The following is a 7,570-nucleotide window of genomic DNA, read 5'->3' as shown; positions in this document are numbered from 1 at the left end:
ACAAGCTGGGGGGTAGCGACTGTTTAGCAAAAACACAGGGCTCTGCTAAGTCGGCTTCAAGACGACGTATAGGGTCTGACGCCTGCCCGGTGCTCGAAGGTTAAGAGGAGGAGTGCAAGCTCTGAATTGAAGCCCGAGTAAACGGCGGCCGTAACTATAACGGTCCTAAGGTAGCGAAATTCCTTGTCGGGTAAGTTCCGACCTGCACGAATGGCGTAACGACTTCCCCACTGTCTCCAGAATATGCTCAGCGAAATTGAATTCTCCGTGAAGATGCGGAGTACCCGCGGTTAGACGGAAAGACCCCGTGCACCTTTACTGCAGCTTCAGAGTGGCATTAGGAAAGAATTGTGTAGAATAGGTGGGAGGCTTTGAAACTTGAGCGCCAGTTCGAGTGGAGCCATAATGTGAAATACCACCCTATTGTTTTCTGGTGTCTAACCTAGATCCGTTATCCGGATCAGGGACCCTCTGTGGCGGGTAGTTTGACTGGGGCGGTCGCCTCCTAAAGAGTAACGGAGGCGCGCGATGGTGGGCTCAGGACGGTTGGAAACCGTCTGTTAGAGTGCAATGGCATAAGCCCGCCTGACTGCGAGACTGACAAGTCGAGCAGAGACGAAAGTCGGTCATAGTGATCCGGTGGTCCCTCGTGGAAGGGCCATCGCTCAACGGATAAAAGGTACGCCGGGGATAACAGGCTGATGATTCCCAAGAGCTCATATCGACGGAATCGTTTGGCACCTCGATGTCGGCTCATCACATCCTGGGGCTGGAGCAGGTCCCAAGGGTTTGGCTGTTCGCCAATTAAAGTGGTACGTGAGCTGGGTTCAGAACGTCGCGAGACAGTTTGGTCCCTATCTGCCGTGGGCGTCGATAATTGAAAGGAGTTGACCCTAGTACGAGAGGACCGGGTTGAACATACCTCTGGTGTACCAGTCATGCCGCCAGGCGTGCCGCTGGGTAGCTATGTATGGACGGGATAACCGCTGAAAGCATCTAAGCGGGAAGCCTCCCTTAAGATAAGTTATCATAGAGTCGTGGGAGACCACCACGTTGATAGGCTGGGTGTGGAAGTGCAGTAATGCATGTAGCTAACCAGTCCTAATTACTCTATTCGCGCTTGTAGAATCCCGCCATCAACAACAATGTTGGACCAAGAAATTGGATAACCTACTTGTCGTTGATGCTGGACATTATAAGCTCAGCCCACGGTAATATGTGCATGGATTAAGCATGCATATCTTACCAACGATATATCGATTAAAAGACCCGTGATTACAGCTTATGCGCTTGCTTCATTGCTTGGTGGCCATAGCGTCTGTGCCCCACCCGATCCCATCTCGAACTCGGCCGTGAAACCAGATTGCGCCGATGGTACTTTGTCTTAAGGCATGGAAGAGTAGGTCGTCGCCAGGCATTGCAGCAGGCGCATTGAGATGTAGTCACGAGGAAATAACCCATTCACTTTTTCAAAAAGCGGCCTGTCCCTCGAGTGGGCCGGCCGCTTTTTTAGTTTTGGCAGCTGTTGCAATATGGCTTCCATTGGTGGCGCGGGATGGAGCAGTCCGGTAGCTCGTCAGGCTCATAACCTGAAGGTCGTAGGTTCAAATCCTACTCCCGCAACCAACATAAACCATAAAATACAATAGCATAACGAAAAGCCTCGGTCGAAAGACCGGGGCTTTTGTTCGTTTCAGAGCTAACACATACCTAACACATTTTGACTCTTTCGGTAAAACCTGATAGCTGTAGGTCATCATATCTCAATAGGCGGAGGCGGCGTGTGGAAAATCACCGAGTTCTCAACGGTAAAGTGCAGCTGTATCGGCGCGGTGAGAGTCGCATCTGGCAATGCTCTGCCTCGGTCGGCGGTAAACAACGACGCGCCACAACCAAACGTGAAAGTCTCGCGCTCGCTTCAGAGTTTGCCGAAGACTGGTATCTTGCTCTGCGTGGTAAAGATCATGCGGGTATTCTCCTTTCAGAGAAGAGCTTTGCCCAAGCCGCCGAGCAGTTCCTTTCGGAATATGCGGTCATCACGGAAGGTGAGCGCAGCCAAAAATGGACCGAAGGCCACGAAATCCGGCTTCGATTACATCTTTTGCCATTCTTTGGAGAGCTAGGCGTCTCGAAGGTTAATCCAGCCAAAGTGCAAGATTACCGGGTTCACCGTATGACATCGAGGCTTGAACCTAATCCGGCATCGCGAAGCAATCGCCCGTTGGTGGATAAGCCGCCGGCGCGAAGCACATTGCATAACGAAATAGTTACTCTCCGCATGGTTTTGAAGACAGCCATCCGCAATGGTTGGCTGGAACATTTGCCAGACTTGTCACCGCCGTACAGAACGCAGGGTAAGATAGTGCATCGGCCCTGGTTTAGTCCGGCTGAATATAAGCAGTTGTATGAAGCCACACGTGCCTATGCGCGTGACCCCTACCATGAGCGGGACCGCTGGAATGCCGAGCAGGTACATGACTACGTGCTGTTCCTTGCCAACACCGGCCTTCGTCCTGATGAGGCAAAGAACCTCCAGCATCGCGATGTGGCGATTGTCGAGGATGATGCGAGTGGTGAAACGATCCTTGAAATCGAGGTTCGCGGCAAACGCGGCGTAGGCTATTGCAAATCTATGCCGAGCGCAGTGAGGCCATATGAGCGTTTGCTCAATCGGCCTAAGCCTGTGAAGACTGAAAGCCGCCGTGAGAAACAGCGCCGCCGCAAGGCGGGGTTACCGCCCCTTTCTGAAGATCCACCGGAATTGGAATATCCCGATCTACGAGATTCTGTTTTTCCAGGTAACCATGTGAGATTGTTCAATGGCATTTTGGAACGAGCAAACCTCAAGCGTGACCGGGACGAAAAGCCGCGCACTGCGTATAGCCTACGTCACACATATATCTGCATGCGGTTGATGGAGGGTGCCGATATCTACCAAATTGCCAAGAATTGCCGCACCAGCGTAGAGATGATCGAGAAATTCTATGCCGCACACATCAAGAGTACCCTTGATGCGGCCTCAATCAACGTCCGTCGTCCCAAACGACCTGCGCGACTGAAAACATCAGCCCGCCCTGTGATCGGAATTGAAGACGATTAGTCTTGCTATTGGTATGGCTGCAATAAGCAGTGATTTACACAAAACCTTACACAATTGCGCCGATAAACAGTCAATTTCGGCAATCAGAAATTTGCTCGAAATTTAAAGGGCTGAAATGCTAGGTTTGGATCGGTAGTCTCGCTCGACTCAAAATCCCGTTCCGCAAGGAGTGTGGGTTCGATTCCCACCGCCCGCACCATCTAAATTAGCAGGCTCCAATAAGCCCACCGCACGGTGGGTAGGAGCCTGCATTAGCGGATCGCTTGGGGACGCACGTCCCGCGCTCCGCTTTCGCGAAATGACAATCGAACGGTATTGTCATGTTGGCTGCAGAAATCCCGGACGGGATTTAGCCATCGCCACAAATTTTCTAACGCTCCATTCTGCGACGAATGAGGGCCTCCTGATCTTCGCGTTTTGCCTGATACTCATAGTCGCTGGCCACGCCGTGGAGAACGCGCGCGACATAGGGCCATTTTGGTGCAAGGGCAGCACTCCAATCTTCGTATTTCTTGGCCAAATCCCGCTCTTGATTGCCGCCTTCTCCACGCCAGTGAACACCTCTGGAGTTGCGCAGCCCCACGTTTAGACCCCTGCCAATTTCCTGAGATCCGATCTGCTCCAGCACATTCCTGACCGATTCACATGGCCACACGCCATCGTCACCGACCGGTGCCTTGGCGAAATACTCGCCGATTTGTGAATCGGCGACCACTTCGCGATCCAGTTCCGTTGCCGCATCACGAACTTGAACCACCCAGTCGCGCAGCTTGCCTTCATCAATTCTGCCATTTTCATCCGTGCCTGGAATTCGCTTGAGCCTGCGCAGCAACTCATACCCCATCTGTGCTCGCCGACTGTGCAGTTCTTCATCATCCATGGTATATTTTTCCGGATCCTCGCCCCCATGTTTGCGCTTGTAGGCGGCAACCAAAGAATCGATGAACATGATCGGGTTCCGCCCGACATGTTTTTGAAGCTCCGGTACGTCGTAGTCGGTATGGTCGAGAGCTTGCAGATACCGAAATTCCATCATCACGATCTGATCGTTATCGGCATCTTCACGCTGGGACAGTTCTTTGAACGCATCTGCTACGGCGTGAGATTGCAGTTGATACGAACCGGCGGGCTCTTCATCCGAGGTCGCGACCTGATCGAGTAAGTTTACAATGCTATCAGTATCGATCGATTTCCAATCGAACCGGGCCAACGAGAACGCAACACGCGGCCGCTTCGCATCGACAAGGTTGTCGAGAGCGATAGCCAGCCCCTCGGGATCATCATGGAGCACACCAGGATGCACCGAAGACCAGTAGTTATCCGAGACATCCTTGCCGGCTTTTTCTAGCCAATCCCAGGTTTCCCGCTCAAACGGGAGGCCGAGCATGATATTTACTTTGCGTGAAGCGGATGACCCGGCGAGCAAACCCGCGACGATCTTCTCCCTTTGATGGTCATGGGCCTCTACACGGAGGAAGCCTGCAAAAATTTCCAGTGCATTGGTGACCCCTTCTTCATATCGGTCAAGGCAATCATTCAATGGGGCGATCGCCTCGCTCTGGTCGACAATTTGTGACCCCAGCGCCCGACCAATGGCAAAGGCGGCTTCGCTACCATTCGCGAGCTCTAGGATTCCTTCGATTCCTAGACCATCCCATATCTCGCGGATTGCCTGTTCGCGTTTCTCGGCGATCAGTGCATCCCGCTTACGCCAGTCGAAGTCGTCATCCTCGATTTCATCCGCAGATGGGTCGATCCAAGTCTGTTTGAACAGCCAGCGGTGTTTTTCAATTAGGTCTTCAGGCGTGAGCAGGTCGAGTGCATTTTTGTAGCGATCTTCAAGCTTTTTGGTCACTTCGCGCTTTTGCGCCCGCCGCGTTGTGTAAGTTTGGCGGATCGTCTCTTTGAGCTCTGCCTTGTCGGCCGGATTGGCATCGCTTTGTGCCCATTCATCAACCAAGTCCCAAATCCGGAACTGGTATTCTTCGGGCAGGCCGGTTGCCGCGCGAACAAGCTCGCCAAGTGAATTGGCGGACAGAGATGGCCAATCCAGGCACATCTCCAGCGCGAAGGTGGCAAATTCGCTCGATTCACCAACTGTTACCGGATGGCCTGCTCCAAGAGAATCCGGGCGCCAATCTGGTCTGTAACTATAGTGACCAATACGCGATCCAGCATCGAACTGATCGATCGCAATTTCCCAGGCAATGCCGGGGAAACGGCGCGCTATCGTTCCGAAAATCTCCTTGCGCATATCAATGGGCGCAGCGGTTTGCGGCATCCAGCAACGGAAGATAGAACCCAACGTGTTGCTGGGCTTGTTGACCCAATTGTCTTCAATCGGTTGCTCGGAAAGCCTGGCCAAGATCAGCGACACTCTTGAAAGATAGACGGGATTCCATGCCAAGGCTTCGAGCGCCCACATGAGGCCAGTGCGCGGACACCCAGACATCGGTCCAGTCCCAGCTGGACGCAGCAGCGATAGAAGGACGGGTTCCGACTGCTTCAGATCGGCCTCGATGATTTCCAGGAACGTATCGGGTGCGGCCTCAGCGTAGCTCGGAAGATCACCGCTCTGAGAGTCGAGCAGTCGAGGCGAGAGCGGCGTCATCAGTTTACCGATTAGCTGCCTTACGCGCGACGCAGCGTCTATCGCCAGCCGGTCGCCGAACAAGTTCTCCGCGTGAACCGGGAGAATGACCAGTGTTTCACAAATCGCGCGCCTGCTGGCACGCGAGTGCTTTCTGGTCTTGCCATAAATGTTTGCCGCCCAGCGATCATCTTCTGGGAGATCCAGCGCCGGATCATCTTCCGACAATACCAATTCAGCTGCTCTGAAAAACCGTTCAAGATCATCCTTCGTCAGATGCCGGGCGATGCCATACAAAGCATCGATTTTTGAGGTGACGCCGCGAAACTCTCCAAGTGACCAAAGAGGGGTGTGGGGTATCTGCTGCAACCGGGCAATATTGGTTTCAAGTTCACTATATTCAGCAGCACCGGCAATAAGCGTCAGCACTGTCTGGTCTGCTTCAAATTCGCTGTTCCAGACACCGACAAGTGCGAATGGTGCAAGCGCGCGCGCCAAGTCATGATCCGCCGCCCATGCCGGGTGCCGGATGGCCTCGATTTGCGACATGCGCCGTCGAAGCACGGTGAGAGAACCACCGGATTCTCGGCTCAACGCTTCAATTTGCTCACTCGGCAAGTCGATCTTTTCCAATGCTTCACGAAACGATTGACCCGGCAGGATTTCTAGGGAGATGTCCGCACGTTCAACACGGGCATGCCGCGGCCGGAAAACGATCGTATGAAAGCGCCGATAGGCATCACCAACGACCTTCTCGACTTCATCATCGACGATCACTGGTATCACGTCCGGGTTGGTTTTCGAGAAGCTCCGAAAGGTCTCCACATCGCGAACGATGACGACACGATCGGCGTTCATTTGCAGCTGTTCGGAGCCAGAACCGAACAAACATGCCAAATAGGCCTGTGCTTCGATACGAGAGTCCGCAGATATTGTAAGCGGTTCGGTTGGATCCGAATCAAGCCAGTCGCTGGCGCGCTTGTCGTACTGTTCGACGAATATGTCGAACAGCTCGGGCGGCATCTGGGGCTCGGTCACACCGGCCCATTCGTTCCAGGATTGGTTGAGCGTTATGACACTGCGTGTCGGCTGACCGAGACGTTCGGAAAGCCATGCCTGTGCTGGGATTGATTGATCGAGCCATTGCTCAAGATCGCTGGCGTCGAGAGCGGTTACGCTTTTCCAAGCTCCCTCGGCTGCCTTCTCTTCTGACCAGGTCTTTTTTCCTGGCCAGTTCCGCGGGGTGACGAAGACGAAGTGTGTCTGTTTCCGTTCCTTCTCGGGGAGGTCTCGCGTTCGGGCTTCGTAATCACCATTGGCTTTGTTAGCAGGATTCTTGTTGCATCCGAATTCCCAGCCGGAACGGCCCTTTGGCACCCAAGGCCCAGCTTCATCGGTTTCGAGCAGGCCGTCCCAACCGTGGCGCTGCGAGTTGTCAAAGCCAGGAAAGTCAATCCGACCTATGCCGCGCGTTGTTGTAATTGCGAGCTTCCGGATCAGGACTGCCAATTGCTCGCGGGCTTCGAGACGATCCGCCCATTGCTCGATATCTGCCGCCTTGATGGTTAAGAATGCCGGGACCAATCGTCTCACAGCCAAATCGCCAGCGCCCTTTTTCGCCTTTGCTTGGTCATAGGCGGTCTGAAGCTCGATTAGTTTTTCTGCATCGACACCAAAGGCCTTTTCCAGCCGCGTCGCCATTTTCGTCGAGAGGTTGGCATTTCCATTGAGCAGATTTGACAGCGCAGGCCTGCCGACGCCGACCATCTTTGCCGCCTTAGTGACGGACACTTTTTCGGGAATAACCTCTCTCTTTATATAGATACCTGGATGTTCCGCCTCTGCCATGTCGCTCTCGATTGTCATATTTTATACTGTGT

General features: G+C 53.6%; 2 protein-coding genes, 1 tRNA gene and 2 rRNA genes (1 of these 5 cut by a window edge). 4 read left to right on the top strand and 1 reads right to left on the bottom strand.

The window, feature by feature from the left end; all coding sequences use genetic code 11:
- The 4 genes from DK507_RS00515 to DK507_RS00500 form a co-directional block, all read left to right on the top strand.
- Window positions 1-1,125, top strand: a 23S ribosomal RNA gene (locus DK507_RS00515); it begins 1,670 nt to the left of the window's first position.
- Window positions 1,126-1,301: 176 nt separating this feature from the next.
- Window positions 1,302-1,416: ribosomal RNA gene (gene rrf, locus DK507_RS00510) — 5S ribosomal RNA — on the top strand.
- Window positions 1,417-1,549: 133 nt separating this feature from the next.
- Window positions 1,550-1,626 (top strand) — tRNA-Met (locus tag DK507_RS00505).
- Between the two features lie 157 nt (window positions 1,627-1,783).
- On the top strand, window positions 1,784-3,100 hold the full coding sequence (locus DK507_RS00500) for a site-specific integrase (protein WP_109354062.1): 1,317 nt from the start codon (window positions 1,784-1,786) through the stop codon (window positions 3,098-3,100).
- Between the two features lie 370 nt (window positions 3,101-3,470).
- Here the strand turns inward: DK507_RS00500 and DK507_RS00495 are convergent, their stop codons facing one another.
- Window positions 3,471-7,556 (bottom strand): HigA family addiction module antitoxin, encoded by a 4,086-nt coding sequence (locus DK507_RS00495; RefSeq protein WP_109354061.1) that lies wholly within the window; start codon window positions 7,554-7,556, stop codon window positions 3,471-3,473.
- Window positions 7,557-7,570: the final 14 nt, after the last annotated feature.

The sequence above is a fragment of the Sphingorhabdus sp. EL138 genome, from assembly GCF_900258045.1.
Taxonomy (GTDB): domain Bacteria; phylum Pseudomonadota; class Alphaproteobacteria; order Sphingomonadales; family Sphingomonadaceae; genus Parasphingorhabdus.
This window is presented reverse-complemented; position numbering and strand designations above follow the sequence as displayed.